Consider the following 1,727-nt stretch of genomic DNA (forward strand, 5'->3'; position numbering starts at 1 on the left):
CAATTACAGCATCAGGAAACTTTGTTGCATCACAAACATAAAAGCCACCCCGACCGCCTATTATTTGTCCAAAAACAAGCGGTACATATTGTCCATTGTCTTGTTGCCTAACCTCTATTTTTATAACTACTATTTCAGTCTTATCGTATCCCTCCGGTGAACTACATCTTGACGCATTCATCTAAGTTTCAGAAATTTGTTGCAAAAAAACATCAATGAGTGAACAAAAGCCTAATCGGTTTCGCAGCCGTGAAGAAGTGGAAGAGTTGATCAATGAATGGAAAGCAAGTGGAATTGGTAAAAAAGAATTTTGCAACCGTAAAGGGCTAAATTACCAGACCTTTGTTAGTTGGTTTTATCTTAGGTTAAAGAAATCTAAATCACACAAAAGTTTTGTTCCAATTAAAATTGAAAATATTTCTTCTGGTATTTTTGCTGAAATTCAAATGGGGAGTTCTAGGAAAATTATTTTTCATCAGCCTGTTGGTATTGAATTTTTGCAGGCGCTGTTAAAATGCTGAGCATTTCTTCATCACAGCGCTATTTTTTTTATTCAGGACTGACAGATATGCGTAAAGGCTTTGATAGTCTTTGCGGGCTTGTGCGCAGCGAATTTAAGATGAACCCATTGAGTGGTGACGTTTTTATTTTTCTTAGCAGAACAAAAAATAAGATCAAGCTCTTGCAATGGCAGCGCGATGGTTTTGCTATTTATTATAAGCGTCTTGAAAGAGGCGCCTTTGAGCTGCCCTTAAATGATGAGGGTTCTGCTGGGATTATTAGTTCACAACAACTCATGCTTATTATGGAAGGAATAAAACTTTCATCGGTTAAAAAACATAAGCGATATGAACAGATTGTAGTGTGAAAGTTTTAATAAATAATCAATGATATCAACGCTTGTAGAGTTACCTTTGTTAAGCAATGAGTATTAGCGAAACATCAAGCAAGGAAGAACTTTTTGACACATGTCACGAGCTTTATGCCGATAATTTAAAGCTAAAACACGAGCTTGATCAACTTCGCAGGATGATCTTCGGCGCAAAAAGCGAACGTTTCGTTCCTGCCGCGCATCCTTCTCAATTAAATCTTTTGGAAGAGCCTGCAGTTGAAAATCAGGAAGAAATTATCATAGTTGACAAGCACGAGCGTAAGAAGAAAAAAGAAAAGTACCCTGTTCGTCAGGTACTACCCGCTTCTTTGCCAAGAGAAGTGATTACGATTTATCCTGAAGGTTTTGATAAGAACAGTTCTCAAAAACCAATCGGGGAAGAAATCACGGAAATTCTTGAAGAGATTCCTGGGAAATTATTTGTAAAAAAATATGTTCGTTTAAAATTCTCTGATCCAAAAAGTGAAGGTGTTGTTATTGGAGCTTTGCCCTCACGTCCGATTGACAAAGGGCTTTTCGGTACACTGTTACTAACACGTGTGATCATTGAAAAATATTGTGATCACCTTCCTTTATACCGTCAGCTTGAAAGAATGAAGCGCGCAGGAATTAAACTTGCTTACTCAACACTGGGAGATGTTCCAACACAAATAGGCGAGCTGCTTGAGCCTCTGTATAATGAATTAATAAAGCAAACTCTGTGTTCACGATACATTGGCGTTGACGAAACGCCGCATCCGGTTTTAGATAAAGATGTGAAAAATAAAACGCATCGTGGTTACTTCTGGGTCTATCAAGCTATTGAACAGCGACTTGTTTTGTTTGATTACCAGCC

Annotated in this window: 4 protein-coding genes; 3 read left to right on the forward strand and 1 reads right to left on the reverse strand. The window is 37.9% G+C overall.

Going from position 1 to position 1,727, the window contains the following annotated elements; genetic code table 11:
- Positions 1 to 181 (reverse strand): hypothetical protein (locus tag ABIQ27_RS04210; RefSeq protein ID WP_348032341.1); only part of this gene is annotated, 181 nt, incomplete at its 3' end.
- Positions 182 to 215: 34 nt separating this feature from the next.
- On the opposite strand from ABIQ27_RS04210, the gene ABIQ27_RS04215 reads away from it, so the two are divergent.
- The 3 genes from ABIQ27_RS04215 to ABIQ27_RS04225 form a co-directional block, all read left to right on the forward strand.
- Positions 216 to 521 (forward strand): hypothetical protein, encoded by a 306-nt coding sequence (locus tag ABIQ27_RS04215; RefSeq protein ID WP_348032342.1) that lies wholly within the window; start codon positions 216 to 218, stop codon positions 519 to 521.
- A complete protein-coding gene (tnpB, locus tag ABIQ27_RS04220; RefSeq protein WP_348032344.1) occupies positions 515 to 868 on the forward strand; it encodes an IS66 family insertion sequence element accessory protein TnpB in 354 nt (117 codons plus the stop codon). The genes ABIQ27_RS04215 and tnpB overlap by 7 nt, the downstream gene beginning before the upstream one ends.
- A gap of 56 nt (positions 869 to 924) precedes the next feature.
- The coding region (locus ABIQ27_RS04225) for a transposase (RefSeq protein WP_348032346.1) at positions 925 to 1,727 on the forward strand (803 nt) is incomplete at its 3' end.

It is taken from the genome of Flavobacterium sp. (assembly GCF_039916025.1).
Lineage (GTDB): Bacteria > Bacteroidota > Bacteroidia > Flavobacteriales > Flavobacteriaceae > Flavobacterium.

Bases quoted from the DNA above. Each gene is read 5' to 3' on its own strand.
- ABIQ27_RS04215 (WP_348032342.1), top strand. From the start codon at position 216: ATGAGTGAACAAAAGCCTAATCGGTTTCGCAGCCGTGAAGAAGTGGAA.
- tnpB (WP_348032344.1), top strand. From the start codon at position 515: ATGCTGAGCATTTCTTCATCACAGCGCTATTTTTTTTATTCAGGACTG.